The sequence below is a fragment of the Roseimicrobium sp. ORNL1 genome (assembly GCF_011044495.1).
Classification (GTDB): Bacteria; Verrucomicrobiota; Verrucomicrobiia; order Verrucomicrobiales; family Verrucomicrobiaceae; genus Roseimicrobium.
Map to the genome: position 1 here is coordinate 3,966,490 of NZ_CP049143.1, position 19,692 is coordinate 3,986,181.

The following is a 19,692-nucleotide window of genomic DNA, read 5'->3' on the forward strand; positions in this document are numbered from 1 at the left end:
CCCAGGGTGTCGGTCGCTAAGGCTCTCTAACCCTGGGCTGGCCTCCTGCAGCCCTTCAGGCAGCAACTTCGGAAATGCAGTCCATCTCGTGGGGCTCACCACCGGCGTCAGCCTATTACGAAAGGTTCAACAGGCGAAGGGAACCTTCGCCCCTCAGCCACACTCAAAATCCAAAAATCGGCGGCGGCTTGTTCGGAGCGCCCTGCGTTTTCAGGCTCTCGATCTGTTTTTCAGAGTTGGCCAATTTGTCTTTGCACCAGCGGAAGTACTCATCCGAGATCTCCTGCACTGGCTTGGGTGAGTTGGCATAGGCCCAGAGGTAGGGACCGCCGTAGGTCCGGAGCCAGGTGGGTACCATGACTGTTTTTCCGCTCTTGTGGGAATAGTGCCCCACGAGCGGACCCATGCTCAGCGCGTACAGGCCTATCAGTACCAGCAACAGCAGAACCCACTTCGACATGGGTACACGGTGGCTCAAAAGCTCCCTGGCGCCACTGGTAAATTGGCGCCCCTGCTTCGGCCGAAATCCACGATGACGTGAAAGCAAATGCTGCGTCACAACCGCCCGGGCACTTACCAACTCCCTATAGGAACCGGGTTCGTCGCCACCCGCTCCCCACGCAGCCTGCATCTGTTGTCCGCCTCATTTTCAACCCTCTTCCTCATTCGACCGATGAGCATTCCTTACTACAATATCGCTCTGGCGGTTCAGTTACTGGGACTCCTTCTCGTCATGGGGGGCATGGTCGCCGTGCAATACTTCAGGGGAAAGGAGGAAGCCGTGCTTCGCACAGAACAGAAAGCCCTGCGTGCTGAGGCCGAGCGCGCACGCGATCATCTGGAGGACCCGAATGCGCCGCGCTGGGTTACCAAGGGCCTGGAGCGCGACTTGAAGATCTTCCTCCGCGCTCACCCACCCGTGATCATGCACTTTGGCGCGCTGAAGAATCATCGTGAATCCGTGACCTTCGCGCTGGCCCTGCAGAAGGTGTGCTATAAGGAGGGCTGGTCATCTTCGTTTCAAGTCATTGATCCCATCGCTGGTGTGCCCGTGCCGGTGGATGTGTGGATCACCGGTGATGCTGACTACCGTGAAGCCTTTGCCCACATTCTGCGCACCCACGGCATCAAGGTCGAGTATGTGGGTGCCACGCTCGATGGCTGGAGCTATGGCTATGATGATGCCGGGTTGGGCGTGTACGTGGGTGTGAAGAAGGGATGACAATTCTCATCCAGTATCCGCATAGGTCCGACATCAACCAAATGGGCTCGAAAATGCATGACAAGATGCAAAGGACATCTGAGACATGAAAGCATGTCTTGGAATCTGCTGATCTACAGTCCTGAGGGCACCTCGCTCGGAGAGCCTGCAGCCGTAAAGACCGCACTTGAGAATGCATTTCCAGGATTTGAATGGCGAACGTTCACCGAAGGTGGATTGATCGTGGATGGAGGCTTCACTCTGGATCTCGCCATCGAAGAGGGAGCCGTGAGAGACATCTACACCAATGGCGGCTACAACCATATCAGGCAACTGGCGGCACTATGTCAGCGCCAGCACTGGGCCATGGCAGATGCACAGGAAGGCGAGGACATCGATCTCGATGATCCCGTGAAGTGGTACGAGGAACGCATGGAGTGACGCACCGCCACTTCTCCTCTCACGGACGATTCATGGAACGAACAAACCCCACTGTTATCTCCATGAGAATCTTCGTCTACATCCTCGGATACCTCCTCCTCATTGGTGGCCTCGCTTGGGGCGCTTTGGTGATTGGCGTGCCGCTGCTGTATGTGCAGATCGCCAGCGTCATCTTCCTGGGTCTCGGCCTTATCGGCGCTGCCACCCGTACGCGCACTGCCCATGTGGTGACCAGCCCGCCTGCCACGACGGTGGTGGAGGACAGGAATACGCTGTAGCGCCGACACCACGAAGTGGTTTCACGGCGTCGTCACGGCTGGCTTCAGCAGATGCGCGGGCTCCACGCCTGCGGTTGCACTGAAGAGGTCCACCTTGTCATTGGGTGGCTCGTCAAAGACAACGCCATCGCGGGTCTCCACGATGTAAGGTTTGCCATGGGCCAAGGCAAAGATCACTACGACGGTGCCGTCTGAAGCTTTGATCTCCGCCCGCAGTACCGGCCTGTTCCGCGAGGGTGGTGTACCCGGCGGCAAGGGCGCTACCAGTGTGACGTCACACTCCCCCGGCGCGAGGGCTTTGGAAAAACCATCGTCCACCGTTCCCACCTGACCATCGGGCAGCCTCCCCGTGCTGCGCGCCCGGCCGTCGGGTATGGCGAAGAGCATCTCATTCTCAAAGACACCACTCTGGAAGAGCACGCGGAACACATCATTGGAGGTCTTCCCTTCGGGATATCTACCCTCGTTCCCAACGGCGTGGATGAAGAGCATTGTATTGATGCTCGCGAGTTGCTCCTGCACCTTTCTAGCCACCGCGAGCGCCTCTTCACGGCTGAGGCCCGCACCTGTGGGTGACGACACCACCGCTGCTGCCGGTACCGCTACTGGAGCCTGATCCATGCGTTGCTTAGCCTCTACCGGTACTTCCACTTTGGTCGTCCCGATGTCTGAGAACTTCGCGGTGATATTGAATCCCCGCGTCACTCCACCTTCCTCAAAGCGCTGCTGCATTTCCATCAACACCGGAAATCCCTGCTCGATGCGAATGCGGACGTTCACCTTCGCGGGAGTGACGACACCCTTCTTCTTGTCCAGGCCGAGGGCCTTCATCACCTCCTCGGGAGTTAGCTCCGCGGTGTAGAAGTCCCCCTCCATCTTAAAAGAGGTGATCGCACGCGCCATTGCCAATGCCATCTCGGCGGGAAGTTTCTTGCTGGTGAGCATGGTGAGTTCCCTCCGCATCGGCCGTGGACGGTCACTCTTCTTCTCCCGGTCATTCTCTTCCTGAATCAATTCTGCCACGGTCTTCCAGCCGTTTGGCATCTTGATGAGCCCCTTGCGCTTCTTGAACGCAATGTCGTAGGTACCATTGGGTGATGTTTGCGTGAGCAATGTCCATCCGTCGCGCTCTGCCTTGCCCGAGATGTCCCCCACCCCCTGTGGCATTGCAGGCACGATCTCGGTGCGCCACTGGAACGTCGCATTGGAAGCGTCCGCAAGCCGGGCAAACGCGGCCTGCACTTCGGCACTGGCATCCTCCGCCCAAGCCAGTTGGCTCCCAGCCAGGAGGCACGTGATGCTACCGACGATTACCAGCCTGCTGGGCATCACGCACCGGGCAAATAACCACGGAAATCTTTTCATAAGGCCATCCCTTTCGTTGCCGGAGACCCGGCGGTTGGAATTCGAAAATCAATCAACAAGCAGACGCTCGGCAGGGCCCGAGGACGAGGGGTAAAGGCCTTTTGTTCAGCAGAATAGCAGAACGCCAATTTCCGGGCAAGGATGCTGACGGGCGTTTCCTCTTCGAGTCTGTGGTCGGGACGCCTACTGGGCATCTCCGTCATCCGCCGTAGCTTGTATCCCAGCCAGCCCTTCGCCTTGCCGGATTCATTTCAACCATTTTCCAAAGACCAGGCCGTTTCCGGCCCGCGATCCCTAGGTGGAGGGTGTCATGCATGAGAAATCAGCCACCGTTTACGTGCTCGAGATCTGCAGGAGTCGAGGCAGGCAGTTCAGCCTGAGGGACATCGTCTCTCGCATCCACGAGCTGCATCCCGAGCTCACCGAGGATTTTCCCAATGTCTGGGGAGAACTCGTCCGACGGAAGAAAGTGCGCATCTGCCACGCGGGCGAGACGCTTCTATATGAAGTGGTGATGACCAGTCATGGCCATCACCACCCTCAACACAAACATCATTAGCGGATTAGACCGCCACCTTCTCCGAGCACTCCGCCTTCAGCAGGTCTTCCAGCTTTTCACGGCGCGAAATCATCTGCACCGACCCGTCCTCTTCCAGCCAGAGCTGAGGCGCGCGGCCGATGGAGTTGTAGTTGCTGCTCATCGCGTAGCCATAGGCACCGGCATCGTGAAGCACGAGCAAGTCGCCTGCTTCAGGCTGCGGAAGGTCGCGGGGCTGCAGGAGTTCCTGGTCGTCTCGCGTGAAGACGTCGCCGCTTTCGCAAAGAGGACCAGCCACCACGATGGGCACTTCCGGACGCTCGGCGCCATCATGCGGCAGCACGGTGATGCGGTGGTAGGAGCCGTACATCGCGGGACGCACGAGGTCCACGAAACCGGCATCCACCATCGCAAACGTCGCGCCGGCGCCCTTGGCATTGTCGCGTGTGCGCTTCACATCCGTGACCTGAGCCACGAGGATGCAGGTCGGCGCCACGTAATAGCGGCCCGGCTCAATCTCCAATCCGATGGGGCGTCCTTCGGCTGCGACGAGACGCTCACGGCAATCGGCAAAGAGCTTCTTCAAGCGCTCCAGCGGCACCTTCGCGTGCTGGTCGCGATAGTTGTGCGGGATGCCACCGCCGAGGCTCACCGAGCGGAGGTCTGGAAGCTGCGGCAGGAATGAAGCAAACTCCTCCGCAAGCTGCGTGAGGTTATCCACCAGCTCATCAAACTGCGGACCGCTGCCGATGTGCGCGTGCAGCATGTGGATAGGGAATCCCGCCGCCTGTGCCGCCTTGTTGATTTCCGCGAAGTCTTCGAACCAGATGCCGTGCTTCGAGCTGGGACCGCCGGTGTCGCATGCGTTCACGTGGCCATGGCCGAAGCCCGGGTTCACGCGCACGGAGATGCCACCCTTGTAGCCCGCCTTCACGAGGTCTTGAATCTGCCCGGGGCTGCCGATGTTCGGCAACACACCGTGCTTCAGCACCACGTCGAGCGCGTTGTCGCGGAAGACGTCGCAGGTAAGCGCCACCTGAGCAGGCTCCTGCCCACCTTGGTATCCGGCCGCCAAAGCGCGCAGCACTTCATTGCCGGACACCGCATCGATCCAGATGCCCGCCTTCTGCATCTCCTGCAGGATCTTCGTGGCCGGGCATGCCTTCATGGCAAAGCGCGCCTGCACACCGGGGCTGTCGGTGATGAATTTGATGTCGGCGATGCGCTGGCGCAGGGTCGCGGCGTCATACAGCCAGAAGGGCGTGCCTGCCGTCTGGGCAAGCTTGCGAAGGAGCTCAGGATTCAGTGTCATGGAAAGCGAAAGGCGGCCTGTGAGTTAAGCCGGGCTGGGAGGTCGTGCAAGTGTGGGGTGATGGTCGGTGCTGTGGGGTTAATCCGGAAAGGGTAGCCGCAAAAAGACGCAAAAGGCACAAAGGGTTGAGCTGTTGGGTTACATGACACTCACAGTCATTCGCAGCCTCGTGAGACCAGTCACTTCTCGATATCCAACTTTCAAAGTCCACGGCGCGTCGCCTCACCACTGAAGAATCCTTTTTGAGCCTTTTGCGTCTTTTTGCGGCTAATCCTTCAGTTGGTCACACCGGTTGAGCCACCTTCGCTGCCGACGTCGCCACCTCCTGCAGCACTTTCTCGAAGTTCTCCGCCATCTTCGCAGAGGAGAAGTGCGCGCGGGCATTCACCTTCGCGGTGGCTGCCATCTGGTGACGGCGGGCGTCGTCCTTCAGCAACTCCTCCAAAGCAGTGGCCAGCGCCTGCGGATCATCGGGATCACAAATCACGCCGCCCTGGGTGACTTCAAGGATTTCCGGAAAAGCGCCATGGCGCGGCTGCACCACGGGGACGCCCACGCCCTGCGCTTCGGCAATGTACAGGCCGAAGGCCTCGCCGTAGGTGGCAGGTACGGACAGGACCGAGAGCTCGTGGAGGAACTGGACCTTGTGCTCAAAGCTCAGGTTCGGCTCCCAAGTCACACGGTTCTCAAACCCGGCGGCGCGAATCTTCTTCTGCAACTCGGCGATGTACTTGTCATCTGCCTCGGTCTTCGTGCCAGCGATGCGCAGGCGGGCACCGGGGACAGATTTTTTCTTCGCAAGCAGGATGAAGGCATCCACCAGCGTGGTGAGACCCTTCCCATGAATCATCCGCGCGAGGTAGCCGATGGTCGGGCTTGGCGGCTCCTGCGTGGAGCGGATGGGCAGGAAGGTCTCGAAGTTGATGCCATTCGGCACCACGGCCATGGCCTCGGGTCCCACAGCGAGCTTCTTGCTCATCACCTCCGCGTAGAACTTGCTCGGCGAGATGAACTTCGTCACGTACTTTGCGTTCTCCTGCAGCAGCGCCCACGCCTGGCTGCGGTAGGGCTCGATCAAGGTATCCACGAACGCATCCTCTCCCTGCAACGCGCAGACGATGGGCTTCCCGGTACGGCGGGCAATGGCCGGCGCCAGGCCGATGAGGAGCGCATTGGAAAGGCAGATGACATCCGCGTTCGCACTCTCGCAGATCCAGTCCACGAGTTCATTCCACACGGGCCACTGCTTCCCTTTCTCACCCTCCAGGCTGCCCACGGTCATCTCACCCAGGTCGCGGGCGCTGGTCATGCCCAGCTTCGTGGAAGCCCAGCGCAGGATGGACTCGGAGTTTACCCAGCGATGCACAAACTTCGGCAGCTTGTGGAAGAAGGAAAACTTGTGCTGCAGGTACAATCCCACCCCGCCCACACGCACCGCCTGCTCCGGATTGGCCTCATCCGCATCCGTCACCAGCGGGAGATAGAGCGGGAGCAGCAGAGCATCATGCCCGCGCGCTCGCAGCGCCTTGATGAGGGCATTGTCGCGCAGGCAGCTTCCGCAGTGGAAGGAGCCGGTGCCGGGAGTCAGTTGAAGGACGCGCATGGGAGATCGAGGACAGACAGCGTAAGGTGACTACAAGGAGGAAAAGGAAGGCACTAATGGGCACACACGAAGCCTTTGGCAACAGAACGTGAAGAAGAAGAACGCAGCAAAATGCGCTCCCTTCTCTTCTGCTTGATACGTGTGCAAAAGAAAAAGCCGGAGGGAAATCCCATCCGGCTTTTTCGAAAAGTTGACTGCAGAGGCTTAGGCCTGGTCGTCCTGACGGTCGTCGAGAAGCTTCACGAGCGTAGCTTCCTTGCCCTGGCGCTTGCGCAGGTAGTGGAGCTTCGCACGACGGACCTTGCCGCGCTTCACGATTTCGATCTTGGAGATACGGGGGGTGTGCAGGGGGAACACGCGCTCCACGCCTTCGCCGTAGGAGATCTTGCGAACGGTGAAAGCGGCATTCAGGTTGTTGCCGTTGCGGCGGGCCAGCACGATGCCTGCAAAGACCTGCACGCGCTCCTTGTCACCTTCCACCACGCGGGTGTGAACCTTGACGGTGTCGCCAGGGCCGAAGTCAGGGATGTTCGACTTCTTCTGCTCGTCCTGGATTTTGCTGATGATAGGGTTCATGGCTCGGGTGCGGTGTCGGAAAGAATATTGCCCCCGCAAGACGGGGAAAGGGGGCGAGATAGTGGCAGAGAATGCAGTCCGTGCAAATGATTTGTTTTGGAAAGGCGAAGGGAATTTTATCCCGCCCGAAGACTGACGGCTTCCCTGCCCTTCCTCGGAAGGCTACACCAAGGGAGTGAAAAATACCACCGCGGGATTCTACCCTTCCCGGCAAGAACCCCTGATTTTCAACTACTTGGCAGGCAACCGCTGTCCGGTAATCCGCCGCTTCTGGTCGAAGTCCAGGACCTCGAACGTCATGTAGTCCGGGCTGAAGGTCATCACCGCACGTTCCCCGCCCTTCCGATTCAGGTCCACCACGTGGATGTCCTTGATCGTGAACTTCGCGGTGAAGTTCGGGTGGCGGAAGGTTCCGTCGGGCATGAAGACGCACTCCCGGTCCGGGATGCCGGCAGAGACGTTCCGCCACGACCATTTGTTCGTGAGTAGCAACTGGCGGAAATCCGCCTCGGTGCTGACCTTCTGGGGTGCCTTGGGCGGCAGCTCCGCGTGCAACCCCACGGCACACACAGAGAACAGGGCGAGGGCGAGGACAATGAGGTGCTTCATAGTCGGGACGACTGGGCGAAAGATGAACTCACCGAGCTTAGAGAAAATCAAAAATCCTGGCGAGCAAATACCAGACCCGAGGACGGTGACTTCGCAGAGCCTCACCTCACACCGCCTGGTGAATCAGGATCTCGGCCACCCGCATGCCATCCACCGCGGCAGAGATGATGCCTCCCGCATAGCCCGCGCCTTCGCCTGCCGGCAGGAAGTTTTTCACGCTCACACATTCGCAGGTCTCCGGGTCACGTGGGATGCGCACGGGTGAGGAACTCCGCGTCTCGGCACCCGTGAGCACAGCATCGGGAAGCGAGAATCCGCGCAGGCCTTTTTCAATGAGCGGCACGGATTGGATCAAGGTCTCGCACACGTAGTCCGGCAGCAGGTCGTGGAGATTTCCCCAAGTAACGCCCGGCTCGTAGGAGGGCTTCACTTTCCCCTGCCCTGTGCTCGCCTTGCCTTTGATGAAATCCTCCAGGAGCTGGGCGGGCGCACGGTAGTTTGACCCACCCATGGCAAAGGCCTTCCTCTCCAGCGCTCGCTGGAACTTGATGCCACCCAGCGGGTCATTCGCGGGAAAGTCCTCCGGCTTCACATCCACCATGAAGCCCGCGTTCGCATTCGACTCGGCGCGAGCGTAGCTGCTCATGCCATTCGTCACCACCATGTCCGGCTCACTCGTGGCTGCGACGACCAGACCACCTGGGCACATGCAGAAGCTGTAGGCCGTACGCCCCGTCGCGGCATGCACGGCAAACTTGTACGCCGCCGCGCCCAGCTTCGGGGCGCCTGCCCACTGGCCAAACTGCGAACGGTCCACCAACCCCTGCGGGTGCTCGATGCGCACGCCCACGGAGAATGGCTTGGCCTCAAAAGGAACCCCCTTCGCATGCAGCGCCTCAAACGTATCTCGCGAGCTGTGACCAATAGCGAAGACAAACTTGTCTGCTTCGATGGTCTCACCTGCCGCCGTCACCACGGCACGCATGACGCCTTTCTCAAGGACCACGTCCTTCACCCGCGTCTCGAACCGCACTTCGCCACCGAGCGCGATGATTTCCTCACGAATGGTGCGCACTACCTTAATAAGGCGGTCCGTGCCGATGTGCGGACGGCTCTTCACCAGGATGTCCTCCGGCGCTCCGGCCTTCACCAACTCGCGCAGAATCCACGGGATGCGATGCTCACGGTCGCGGATCTGCGTGTACAGCTTTCCATCTGAGAACGTGCCCGCGCCGCCTTCGCCGAACTGCACATTCGAGTCGGAATTGAAGTCCAGACCACGGCGCCAGAAGCCGGTGACGTCACGCGCTCGCGGACCGGCGGCCTTGCCACGTTCCAGAAGGATGGGCTTGAATCCCTGTCGCGCCAGCAGCAGACCGCACAGCAGGCCACACGGCCCCGTGCCCACCACCACCACACGCGGCTTCTTGTGAATGACAGGCGCCGCAGGAGCTGCAGGGGTGCCCTCACTACTCGCAGCCTTCTCCGGCTCCGGTGCAGGCGGCTCCGGCAGTTCGCGATACGTCTCATCCGGCACGAGCTCCACGCGACCCGGCTTGCCTGCACGCTTCAGCACGCCTTGCTCGCGGTCCACCTCGACCAGCAGGGTGTAGCAGAAGAGCACCTCATCACGCTTCCGTGCATCCACCGCACGCTGCTTCACTTTGACGCGACGGATGAAGTCGGGCTTGATGCCCAGGATTTTGGAGAGTGCCCGGCGCAGATCCTTGTCGGAATGATCCACGGGAAGGCGAAGCTGGCTGACTTGAAGCATGGAGGAGCGGTATGGGAAGCCTCGCGCAGTTGCCGCGAGGTGGGGTCGTGCTCTTTGGGATAGCACAGATTGGGCCTAGTCCAATGCCAGGGTTGAAAGGCGCTGAGAAAGAATCCCTTCACGCCCAATTCACCTCGGTTTCACCCGGGCTTCACAATCGTTTCACGGCCGCTTGGGAGACTGGCCCTGCAAACAACCCGATTCTCCCCATGCAACCTCGAAGCCTGCCCCCACCCCTTGCCGGTACACGCACCCGCTTTCTTACCACCCTCACGCTGACCGTCCTCTGCCTGGTCCGTGTCGCCATGGCGGTACCCCAGCCGCACCCCTACGGGGACGGCCCACCGGAAAAGACGCTCTCCCCTTTCTTTAAAGTGGTGGGCGGCGACCCGAATGTGGAGGCCTTCCCGCTCAAGTCCACGGACGTGAAGGCGAGCATCGCCGGCGTCATCGCGGATGTGCAGGTGGAACAAGTCTACACCAATACCGGCAAGCAGCCCATCGAGGCCACCTACATCTTCCCCGCCTCCACCCGCGCCGCCGTGCATGGCGTGGAGATGCACATCGGCGGACGCGTCATCAAGTCCAAGGTGCAGGAGAAGCAACAGGCCAAGGCCACCTACGAAAAGGCGAAGAGCGAAAACAAGACCGCGTCCCTGCTGGAAGAGCACCGGCCCAATGTCTTCCAGATGAGTGTGGCGAACATCCAGCCCGGTGACGAGGTCCGCGTTATTCTGCACTACAGCGAGAAGCTGCCTGCCACAAATCATGTGCATGAGTTCGTCTTCCCCACGGTGGTGGGACCGCGCTACTCCAATCAAGGCACGCAGACGGAGAAGTGGGTGCAGAATCCCTATCTCAGCGAGGGCACGCCAAATCCGACCACCTTCGCCATGCAGGTGAACGTGCGCGCAGGCATGCCGCTGCAATCACTCGCCTCGCCGAGCCATGACACCGCCGAGGTGAAATTCACCGGCAAGGACCAGGCCACCGTCAACCTCGCCACCGGCAAGGACACCGGCAATCGTGACTTCGTCCTGCGCTACCAACTCGCAGGCCAGCAGGTCGCCAGCGGTCTGCTCCTGCACAAGGGTGAAAAGGAAAACTTCTTCCTGCTGAACATGCAGCCTCCCACCCGCGTGCAACCCGCCGAGGTGCCGCCTCGTGACTATCTCTTCGTGGTGGATGTGAGTGGCAGCATGGGCGGCTTCCCCATGGACACATCCAAGGAATTGATGCGCGGCCTGCTGAAAGGTCTGCGCCCACAGGACACCTTCAACGTGCTTCTCTTCGCCGCCGGCAGTGACGTGATGGCCTCGACTTCGCAGCCAGCCAACAAGACCAATGTGGACCGGGCCATCAAGTTCGTGGACCGGCAAAGCGGTGGTGGCGGCACCGAACTGCTCGCAGCGCTCAAACGTGCCCTCGCACTCCCACAGGCGGAGGGTGTATCACGAAGCATCATCGTCCTGACGGATGGTTACGTGGACATTGAGAAGGAGACCTTCCGCCTCGTACGCCGCGAACTGGGCAAGGCGAATGTCTTCACGTTCGGCATCGGCACCTCAGTGAATCGCTGGCTGATTGAAGGGCTGGCTCATGCCGGCATGGGAGAACCCTATGTCGTGCTGAACAAGGAAGAAGCTCCCGAGGCCGCAAAACGTTTCCAGGAATACGTGAGCACGCCCCTGCTCACGGACATCCAGGTGCGCTACGAGGGATTCGATGCCCAGCAGTCACAGCCCGAGACCGTCCCCGATATCTTTGCGAACCGCGCCATCGAACTTATCGGCAAGTGGCAGGGTGAGCCGAAGGGACGCATCATCGTCAAAGGCAAATCGGGCGGTGCCCCTTATGAAGCCACCTTCGATGTGGCCACCGAAGCCGCCAAAGGGTTGGACAATCCAGCCCTACGTCCGCTCTGGGCTCGTGAGAAAGTGCGTACGCTTGCTGATGAGGGCGCCATCGCCAGCAACCAGCGGGGCGGCGGCACCGACGACGAAGCTGCAAAGGAAATCGCCAATCTTGGCGTGACCTATGAACTCCTCACCGAGTACACCTCCTTCGTCGGTGTGGACGAAACACCCCGAGCCGTGCTGGCCAGTGCGGACGCCCAAACGGTGCAGCAACCCCTGCCACTTCCCCAAGGCGTGGGCAACGGCGCCGTGGGTGGCGGAGGTGGCCAGCCGGTGGTGATCGCTGCGAACGGTGGCACGGTGACTGGCGCCGTGCCTGAGCCTGCCACCACGCTGCTGCTGTTCCTTGCTCTCGCTGCGGTGCTCTTCCACCGCCATCGTGAGCTCAGCGGAAAACCACGGATTGTCTGAATGACCTTCCGGCAACTCGCGCTCCCCGCTTTCCTCGTGGCGAATGTACCGGTGATTGACTGGTACATTCGCCGCACCACAGATGGCTCGGATGAACCGCTCGGCCTTCTCGCACTCGCGGCAGCGCTGTGCTTCATCTGGAGAGAGCGCCGCGACCTGGCACTGAGGCCATGGGTGTTGTTCGCCGGAGCATGCACGCTCGTTCTCGCCCAGCTCGCACTCCTTCACCGGGCGCCGCTGATGCTTGGTGCACTGTCGGTGTTTTTCATCGCCTGCGGAGTACACAACCGTCGCAGTGCGAGCGGGATTGTCCTGCTGCTTCTGCTTTCCCTGCCGCTGCTCGCCGCTTTGGATTTCTATGCCGGCTATCCACTGCGATTGGTCACCGCAGAAATCAGCACACGCACTCTGCAATTCATCGGCCTCGATGTCATACGTTCCGGCGTGATGCTGGAGCACCACAATGCCCTCGTTGGCGTGGATCCTCCCTGCGCCGGAGTACGCATGCTGTGGACGGGACTCTTCGTGGCAGCCTTCTTCTCCGCTCGTCAGCGGGCCACCCTGTGGCACACTGTGTCTCTCGCTGCTGTGGCCCTCATCGGTGTCGTGCTGGCGAATGCCTTCCGGGCCACGATTCTCTTTTTCCCCGAGTCCGGGCATGTCAGCTGGCCGCACTGGACCCACAACGCCGTCGGCCTCGCTTCTCACGCCTGCCTGCTTGTGATGTTGCTACAGTGCGATGGCTGGCTGGCACGCAAGTTCCCTCGCACTCGGCAGAGCACAGAGATGCCTCACGATCGCCCTGCCCTCGGTCATTCGCTGCTCCGTCACCAGTTCATCGGAGGTGTTGCCGCGGTCATCGCGTTAATAGCGGGCTTTAGTATCGCGCATGTCAGCGGTGCCTTCTCCACTCCGTCATCCCAGCGATCAGAGCGCGTCTCCGGTCCATACACCTCCACCTTCACCGATTGGCCCGCTACTTTTGATGGCGTACCTCTGCGACGTCTGCCGCTTTCCGCGCGGGAGGAGCAATTCGCGTACTCCTTCCCCGGCGCCATTGCCCGCTTCCAGTGTGGTGATGCGGAGATCATCATGCGCCACGTCACGCAAGCAACGCGTCGTCTGCATTCCAGCGCCGATTGCCTGCGTGCCATGGGCTGGCAGATATCGCACCAACCCGTATTCCGAGACGCGGACGATCGTACCTGGGGCAGCTTCCTCGCCCTCCGTTCCGGCACTCGTTATCTTGTCACCGAACGCATCACACCATCCGCATTCACCAACGGCGATGCTTTTACCGATGTCTCTGCATGGTACTGGAATGCTCTGTGGGAGCCCGACTCCGGACCCTGGATGGCGGTGACAGTGATGCGTGTCGCTGATGCACCTACGTCTCCGCACTGAAGACATTTCACCATCATTTGCACGCAAACACCTCTGATGGTATCTTGCCTACTCCCCTCGTCCTCACCATGGAAGTCAGTCGCGCCTCCCTGCTCCACGCCGCCGTCCATGGCTGGCGTCTGGCAGAGCATGTGCGTGCGCTGGATGAGAACGGCTCGCTGGCAACGCACCTGCCAGAACTGAAGGCGTTGCAAGGTCTGGAGCACAACCCCATCCACCATCCCGAAGGCGGTGTGTGGGAGCATGTGCTCCTGTGCGTGGAAGCATCCGAGTCCGATGACCCGGTGACGAATCTTGCCATCCTCTTCCATGACATCGGCAAAGGCGTGACGCGCTCTTACGGCGACGATGGCCGGGTGCACTACTACGGACATGAATCCGCCGGGTTGCCGGTGTTTGCAGGCATCACTGAGCGCGTAGGCTTCACGAGTGAGGAGCGCCGGGCGATTGAGTTCGGCATGGAAATGCACATGATCGGTCACAAGCTGGATCAACTCAGTGGTCGCAAACTGCTGCCCCTGCGCTCGCACCCGAACTGGCTCACACTGTTCCATGTCGTGAAGGCGGATGAAAAAGTGCGCATGCACCTCTGGGATGAGCCCGCCTTCACCGCACGCATGCTGCGTGTGGAAGAACTCTATGTGAAGGCACAGGCCGAACTGGAGCGTGAGTCACGCCTTTCGGCACTCATCGATGGGCGACGCATCATGGAGGCCCGGCCTGAACTCGTGGGCAAAGAAGTCGGCCTCGTGAAGGAAGCTATCCGCAATGAAATTGTCACGCGTGATTACCAGGTGACGCCCGAGCAGGTGACTGCATGGATCCTCGCATGGCCAGCAGCGCCAGGCTCCGAAGAGCACCCGGCTGCCTAATGCCCCGCTGACCCCGTCTGCTTCGCGAGGGCCTCGGCTTGATAGCGATGCCCCTGCACCTCGTAGCCGACTACCGTCACCACCGGAGCCAGCATCACGATCACCAGGCACGTTGCCATTCCCACGCCAAGACTCGCGGCCACCACCGCAATGCCAATCACTGCCAGCGTCCCGGTCAGCAACCACACGTGCAAGGGCTCAATGCGCCGCACCAGGTAGAAGTAGAGGGCATAGATGCCCCCGAGAAACAGCGCCACCGGAATGGCCACCGTAAAGACGGTCGCCACCGGACCGATGTGCGCCTTGTGCTCAATGAAGTAGGCCGCCGCATGCAATCCGGCACCGGTCGCCACGATGGAGGCGATGACCAAGATCAGGCCGTAGCCCCACACAAAAGAGCGATTCCGGTGCGTGTGCAGAATCTCGGCGGAGGGCAGCATGTAATACACCCACCACATGCCAAAAGTCAGGCCAGTACCGGCGATGCCGACCAGGGCCGTGTCCATCGTCCACCCATTCTCCTCCACCACCGCGGATAAGGTGGCCACGCTACCCACCACACCTTCGCCCAGCGCAATGATGGCGAAACAACTGTACCGCTCAGCAATGTGATGCGCATGCCAGGGCGTGCCTCCATCCCTGCGTTCAGCGATATAGGGTCCGAGCATCTCAATGACCGCGAGAATCACCGCAAAGATCACGGACACTCCCACCGGGAAATCCAGAAAGACCTGCACCAGCCAGCCAATCTGCGCCACCGAAATGGCGGTCGCATAGGTGAGGCAGGCACGGCGGCGTGAGCGATCCTGCTTCGCCGCGCGCAACCACTGGGTCACCATGGCCACACGCATGATCACATAGCCGAGTACCATGGTTGAATTATCCAGATGCTCCCCGTGCTCAATCGAGGCAAACATGGGCGGCAGGCCAATCGCCAGCACGAGCACTCCAATCATCTGCACCATGGTCACCACGCGAAAAATCCAGTCGTCCGTGTCGTACGCCGAGGAGAACCACGAGAAATTGATCCACGCCCAACTGATGGCAAAGCTCGCAAAGCCAAATCCCAGCAAACCGGCCCCGTAGTGCCCCTCAGCCATTGCATGAGCGAACTGAGATGCGGCCAGGCCAAACGCGATCACGAAAGTCAGGTCAAAGAGAAGCTCCAGCGGAGTCGCCACCCGGTGCGCCTCATGTCGATCACGCCCACCCATCCGCCGCCGGTGGTGACTCAGGGATTCAGGCTCAGGACTGGTCGGCTCGCTGCTGCTCATGGCTGGGGGTCAAGGGGCTGCGGACCACGTAGATCCGGTATTGCACGGCGGCAAGGGGGATGAGAGGTACGCCGCACCAGTATCTACCCGGCTTCACTACCTCTGATTCCCAGCAACTCCCCACCCGCCCATTTCGTAACGTAATTTATTCCTGCACACTGAAAAATGTGCTGTAGTGTCATGTCCCGTTTCATGCAGCAGCCGGCGCTCAGACTAGCACTCCTCACCTTCGCGACGATCCTCGTCAGCGGATGCGCGGAGCAGTTTGCTACGCACGTGGCGCAGACAAACTGGGGTACCCCGGTGCAGATGCCTCATCGCCGCTCGACGCAGCAAACGGCGTCCGAGTCCAGCGGCAAGACCTCCGCGGGCTTCGTCTGGACTGAGAAAAAGAAGAGGACCGGCACCTGGCATTTCGCCAAGGCCATGCCCTTCTGCCTCTCCAGCGCTGTGGTTGCAGTGCCTGAGCAGGAGGAGACCTCCGCTCCGACCAAGGCCTATGAATTACTGCGGAGCCGCACAAGCCACGAACGCGCGGTGCGGACCAGTGACTACTGCCGCGAGCGCGTAGGGTAAGCGGAAGTCACCCGGCCCCTTCGCCATCGACAGAGGCGGATCCTTAATCAAGGGATCCATGCTTTGCACTTTTTTGGGGGCCGAATCATCACGTGGGACATCCACACCCCCACGGCGCGCTGAGCCGGGCATCCCAGATGCCAGTGAGCAATCGACAGCACGCCCGTCGCCGGTTCTTTAATGAGTCCGCGATGTCCCGGGGTTCCCGCTGGTTTTTCAGATGGCGATCTGCCGTCCGCGTGACTTGCGCGGCGGAACTTTCGAGTCAATCTACCCACCCTCTTTCTCCACCCCCTTCCCTATTTTCAGTCATGTTTGAATGGATTCTAAAGAAAATTCTCGGCACGAAGAACCAGCGAGCCGTCAAAAAGCTCTGGCCGGTCGTCCACGAGATTAACAAGCACGAAGAAGCACTCAAAGGCCGTCCCGAAGAGTACCTCCGTGAGCGCACCGCCGCCTGGCAGGACCGCTTCCGCGCCTTTCATGAGCCGAACTTCCTCGCCGGTGTCTGGCTCCGCATCGCGGATGACGAGCAGGTCGATGCCTGCCTCCGCGAGGTAGCCGGCAAGTTCGCCGCGCTGAAGGAACACTTCCCGAGCCTGGACCAGGCCCTCGTGGAAGAGCGCTCCTGGTCCGGTGAGTCGCTTGAGAAGAAGAAAGCCCGCATTGAGCAGGCTCGCGATGCCTACACGGAAATCGCCCCCCGCTTCGCCCAGATCGAGCAGGACATCCTTGCCGAAATTCTCCCCGAAGCCTACGCCGTGGTGAAGAACGGTGCCCGCCGTCTCGCCGGTCGCGAGATCACTGTGAGCGACCAGCCCCTGACCTGGCAGATGACGCACTTCGACGTGCAGCTCATCGGCGGCACTGCCCTGCACCGTGGCATGATCGCGGAAATGGCCACCGGTGAAGGTAAGACCCTTGTGGGTACCCTCCCCGTGTACCTGAACGCCCTCACCGGTCGTGGCGTGCACGTCATTACGGTGAACGACTACCTCGCCCGACGTGACTCGGAGTGGATGGGCACACTGTACAAATTCCTCGGCCTCACCGTGGGTTGTATCCAGAATGACCAGTCGCCCGATCTGCGTCGTGACCAGTACCAGGCGGATATCACCTACGGAACGAACAGTGAATTCGGCTTCGACTACCTGCGCGACAACGGCATGGCCCGCAGCAAGGACCACCAGGTGCAGCGCGGCCACTACTTCGCCATCATCGACGAAGTGGACTCCGTGCTCATCGACGAAGCGCGCACGCCGCTCATCATCAGTGGCCCCGTAGCCACGGCCAGCTCGCACCAGTATGACCGCTTCAAGCCGCTCGTGGAGCAGCTCGTGCGCCGCCAGAATGCGTTGTGCACCCGCCTCGCAACCGAGGCCAATGAACACTTCGAGAAAGGCGAAACGGAACAGGGCGGTCGCAAGCTCTTCCAGGTGCGTCTTGGCCAGCCGAAGAACCGCGCCCTCCTGCGCTCCATGGAGGACCCGGACAAGCGCCGCGCCCTGCAGAAGAGCGAGCTGAGCTTCTACCAGGACACTCAGAAGACCGAACTCTTCGCGCTGAAGGAAGAACTCTACTACACAATCGAAGAGAAGACCCACGATGCTGACCTCAGCGAAATGGGCCGTTCCTTCCTCAATCCTGATGACCCGGACGCCTTCGTGCTTCCCGACCTCGCGAGCGCCTATGTCGACATCGACAATGACACCTCCCTGGTGGAATCCCAGAAGGTGCAGAAGCGCTCCGACATGCAGGCCAAGCTCGACGTGGCCGGCCAGCGCATCCACAACATCAGCCAGCTCCTGCGCGCGTACTGCCTCTACGAAAAGGACAAGGAATACGTGGTGCACGACAACAAGGTCATCATCGTGGATGAAAACACGGGCCGTGAGATGCCCGGTCGCCGCTGGAGCGATGGCCTGCACCAGGCCGTGGAAGCCAAGGAAGGCGTGCACATCGACCAGGAAACACAGACCCTGGCGACCATCACGATTCAGAACTACTTCCGCCTCTATCAAAAGCTGGGCGGCATGACCGGTACCGCCGAGACGGACGCCGCCGAGTTCCATGACATCTATGGCCTCGATGTGCTGAGCATCCCGACGAACCGCCCCATCCTGCGCAAGGACACGAACGACGCCATCTTCAAAACGCGCCGTGAGAAGTTCAACTCGGTGCTGAAGCTCATCCAGGAGCGTCACGCCGCGGGCCAGCCGCTGCTCATCGGTACCGCGAGCGTGGAAACGTCCGAGACGGTTTCGCGACTGCTGAAGCTGCAGAAGATTCCCCACGCCGTGCTGAACGCGAAGTACCACCGCCAGGAGGCGGAGATCGTCGCGCGCGCCGGACAGAAGGGCGCCGTGACCGTGTCCACCAACATGGCCGGTCGTGGTACGGACATCAAGCTGGGTGAAGGCGTCGCCGAACTGGGTGGTCTCTTCGTGCTGGGCACGGAGCGCCATGAGAGCCGCCGCGTGGACCGCCAGTTGCGTGGTCGTTGCGCGCGTCAGGGTGACCCGGGCCAGAGCAAGTTCTTCATCAGCTTCGAAGACGACCTCATGCGCAACTTCGGCGCCGCCGAGCGCATGACGAAGATCATGGAGCGCTTCGGCATGGAGGAAGGCCAGGAACTCGAACACCCCTGGCTGAACAAGTCCGTGGAAACCGCGCAGAAGCGCGTGGAACAGCGGAACTACCTCTCCCGTAAACGCGTGCTGGAGTATGACGACGTGATGAACAACCAGCGCGATGTGGTCTACACCTATCGCAACGAAGTTCTCACCAGCCCGGATCCCCGTTTGCTCCTCGATGAAGTCGTGGAAAAGGCCGTCCCCGCGAAGGTCGAGGAATTCGTGCCCAAGGAAAAGAGCGGTGACGAACCCCCTGCTTACGAAGCGCTGCTGAACTGGGCGAACAACACCTTCCCCCTCGGCATCACCGAGAAGGAGGCTGCGTTTGAGAAGAAGGACTTCGATGGCATCTGCCAGTTCCTCATTGAGCGCATCAAGCGCGCCTATGATCTGAAAACCACCGGCGTGCTGCCGCAGCTCCTCCAGGAGAGCGAGCGCGTCATCCTGCTCGAGGCCATTGATGAACTCTGGCAGGAGCATCTCTATGCCATGGACGGCCTGCGCGAAGGCGTGCACCTCCGCTCCTACGGCCAGAAGGATCCGCTCGTGGAGTTCAAGGCGGAAGCGTACGTGATGTTCGAAGAACTCATGGGCAACATCCAGAACCGTGCCCTGAGCAATCTCTTCCGCAGCCACGAACGCCTGCAGATGTTCATGGAGCACCTGCGCCAGAGCATGATGCGAGCGAAGCAGGAAGGTCCGGATACCCAGCCCGTGCAGAGCCCCCGTCCCCAACAAGCCGCCCAATCGGGCGACGACGACGGTGGAGAGCCCGTGGAGCAGGGTCCGCGCATCACCATTCCGCTCAAGCGTGAAGTTCCCAAGGTGGGCCGCAATGACCCCTGCCCGTGTGGTAGCGGCAAAAAGTACAAGTCCTGCTGCGGACGCGCTGCGTGACGTGACGCATGA

The 19,692-nt window shown here is 60.7% G+C and carries 17 protein-coding genes; 9 read left to right on the forward strand and 8 right to left on the reverse strand.

The features are described from left to right. Positions 1–163: 163 nt before the first annotated feature. Positions 164–460, reverse strand: a complete 297-nt coding sequence (locus tag G5S37_RS16150) for a hypothetical protein (protein ID WP_165205494.1) — start codon at positions 458–460, stop codon at positions 164–166. Between the two features lie 213 nt (positions 461–673). On the opposite strand from G5S37_RS16150, the gene G5S37_RS16155 reads away from it, so the two are divergent. The 3 genes from G5S37_RS16155 (at position 674) to G5S37_RS16165 (ending at position 1,920) form a co-directional block, all read left to right on the forward strand. Beyond that, positions 674–1,222: a hypothetical protein gene (locus G5S37_RS16155; RefSeq protein WP_165205495.1), complete on the forward strand. Its 549-nt coding sequence runs from the start codon at positions 674–676 to the stop codon at positions 1,220–1,222. Between the two features lie 93 nt (positions 1,223–1,315). After that, positions 1,316–1,642: a hypothetical protein gene (locus G5S37_RS16160; protein WP_165205496.1), complete on the forward strand. Its 327-nt coding sequence runs from the start codon at positions 1,316–1,318 to the stop codon at positions 1,640–1,642. A gap of 62 nt (positions 1,643–1,704) precedes the next feature. Then, complete coding sequence (locus G5S37_RS16165) at positions 1,705–1,920, forward strand: hypothetical protein (protein ID WP_165205497.1); 216 nt, start codon at positions 1,705–1,707, stop codon at positions 1,918–1,920. Positions 1,921–1,941: 21 nt separating this feature from the next. Here the strand turns inward: G5S37_RS16165 and G5S37_RS16170 are convergent, their stop codons facing one another. Continuing rightward, the gene (locus G5S37_RS16170; RefSeq protein WP_165205498.1) at positions 1,942–3,249 is read right to left on the reverse strand and encodes a hypothetical protein; all 1,308 of its coding nucleotides are present in this window, start codon (positions 3,247–3,249) and stop codon (positions 1,942–1,944) included. A gap of 346 nt (positions 3,250–3,595) precedes the next feature. Between G5S37_RS16170 and G5S37_RS16175 the strand changes: the two genes are divergently transcribed. Next, on the forward strand, positions 3,596–3,844 hold the full coding sequence (locus G5S37_RS16175) for a hypothetical protein (RefSeq protein ID WP_165205499.1): 249 nt from the start codon (positions 3,596–3,598) through the stop codon (positions 3,842–3,844). A gap of 4 nt (positions 3,845–3,848) precedes the next feature. Here the strand turns inward: G5S37_RS16175 and lysA are convergent, their stop codons facing one another. The 5 genes from lysA to G5S37_RS16200 all read right to left on the reverse strand — a co-directional run bounded on the left by lysA (position 3,849) and on the right by G5S37_RS16200 (position 9,697). Next, a complete protein-coding gene (lysA, locus tag G5S37_RS16180; protein ID WP_165205500.1) occupies positions 3,849–5,135 on the reverse strand; it encodes a diaminopimelate decarboxylase in 1,287 nt (428 codons plus the stop codon). A gap of 283 nt (positions 5,136–5,418) precedes the next feature. Continuing rightward, positions 5,419–6,738, reverse strand: coding sequence for a glycosyltransferase family 4 protein (locus G5S37_RS16185; protein ID WP_165205501.1), 1,320 nt, complete (start codon positions 6,736–6,738; stop codon positions 5,419–5,421). Positions 6,739–6,942: 204 nt separating this feature from the next. Beyond that, entirely contained in the window at positions 6,943–7,314 is a 372-nt protein-coding gene (gene rplS / locus G5S37_RS16190; protein WP_165205502.1) for a 50S ribosomal protein L19, read from the reverse strand. 231 nt (positions 7,315–7,545) lie between these two features. Next, positions 7,546–7,923 (reverse strand): hypothetical protein, encoded by a 378-nt coding sequence (locus tag G5S37_RS16195; protein ID WP_165205503.1) that lies wholly within the window; start codon positions 7,921–7,923, stop codon positions 7,546–7,548. A 106-nt stretch (positions 7,924–8,029) separates the two neighbouring features. Next, positions 8,030–9,697 (reverse strand): FAD-dependent protein, encoded by a 1,668-nt coding sequence (locus G5S37_RS16200; protein WP_165205504.1) that lies wholly within the window; start codon positions 9,695–9,697, stop codon positions 8,030–8,032. Positions 9,698–9,906: 209 nt separating this feature from the next. Here G5S37_RS16200 and G5S37_RS16205 point away from each other — a divergent pair, with 209 nt between their 5' ends. From G5S37_RS16205 to G5S37_RS16215, 3 genes are read left to right on the forward strand one after another with little or no spacing between them, the layout of a single operon-like run. Then, on the forward strand, positions 9,907–12,024 hold the full coding sequence (locus G5S37_RS16205; protein ID WP_165205505.1) for a VIT and VWA domain-containing protein: 2,118 nt from the start codon (positions 9,907–9,909) through the stop codon (positions 12,022–12,024). Further along, the gene (locus G5S37_RS16210) at positions 12,025–13,428 is read left to right on the forward strand and encodes an exosortase/archaeosortase family protein (protein WP_165205506.1); all 1,404 of its coding nucleotides are present in this window, start codon (positions 12,025–12,027) and stop codon (positions 13,426–13,428) included. 44 nt (positions 13,429–13,472) lie between these two features. Then, on the forward strand, positions 13,473–14,300 hold the full coding sequence (locus tag G5S37_RS16215) for a hypothetical protein (RefSeq protein ID WP_165205507.1): 828 nt from the start codon (positions 13,473–13,475) through the stop codon (positions 14,298–14,300). Here G5S37_RS16215 and G5S37_RS16220 read toward each other — a convergent pair. After that, positions 14,297–15,574: a low temperature requirement protein A gene (locus G5S37_RS16220; protein WP_165205508.1), complete on the reverse strand. Its 1,278-nt coding sequence runs from the start codon at positions 15,572–15,574 to the stop codon at positions 14,297–14,299. The two genes, G5S37_RS16215 and G5S37_RS16220, sit on opposite strands and share 4 nt — an antisense overlap. Before the next feature lie 180 nt (positions 15,575–15,754). Here G5S37_RS16220 and G5S37_RS16225 point away from each other — a divergent pair, with 180 nt between their 5' ends. Then, positions 15,755–16,150: a hypothetical protein gene (locus G5S37_RS16225; protein ID WP_165205509.1), complete on the forward strand. Its 396-nt coding sequence runs from the start codon at positions 15,755–15,757 to the stop codon at positions 16,148–16,150. Between the two features lie 311 nt (positions 16,151–16,461). Next, the gene (secA, locus tag G5S37_RS16230) at positions 16,462–19,680 is read left to right on the forward strand and encodes a preprotein translocase subunit SecA (protein ID WP_165205510.1); all 3,219 of its coding nucleotides are present in this window, start codon (positions 16,462–16,464) and stop codon (positions 19,678–19,680) included. Positions 19,681–19,692: the final 12 nt, after the last annotated feature.